Annotated in this window: 1 protein-coding gene; it reads right to left on the bottom strand. The window is 54.7% G+C overall.

Annotation, left to right across the window (positions count from 1 at the left end; genetic code table 11):
- Positions 1-398: ABC transporter ATP-binding protein (locus tag JF66_RS20120; RefSeq protein WP_035880674.1), on the bottom strand; the 398-nt coding region annotated here is incomplete at its 3' end.
- Between the last annotated feature and the right edge of the window lie 141 nt (positions 399-539).

A 539-nucleotide genomic window follows, 5' to 3' on the forward strand; every position in this document is an offset into this window, starting at 1 on the left:
TCGACGATTTCATCAAACTTGCGCGTGACTTCTTTCTTCGACATGCCGAGAATGGAGCCGTTCAGGAAGACGTTCTCGCGCCCGGAAAGTTCCGGGTGGAATCCCGAGCCAACCTCCAGCAGCGCCGCGATCTTACCGTTGTAGGTCACCGACCCCTTCTCGGGGTAGTAGATCTTGGCCAGAATCTTCAGCAACGTGGACTTTCCCGATCCGTTGCTGCCGATCAGACCGAACGTCGACCCACTGGGCACCTCGAAACTCACGTCTTTCAGCGCCCAAAAGTCCTCATGAACAGACCGACGCCCGCGCATGATCACGGATTTAATCGACTGATTTCGTTCGTGGTACAACCGGAACTTCTTGCTGATCTGGTCAATGTGCACGGCAACATCACTCATAGTGCTTCGGCCAGTCCTTTCTCACTCCGGCGGAATATCCAGAGACCAATCACAAATGCCGCAAATGCCCAGATCACACACAGCAGGAAATCCTGCGGATCGGGCCATCGGTTGTCGTACAGCAACTGGCGAAATACGGCA

This window comes from Cryobacterium sp. MLB-32 (assembly GCF_000738085.1).
Classification (GTDB): Bacteria; Actinomycetota; Actinomycetes; order Actinomycetales; family Microbacteriaceae; genus Cryobacterium.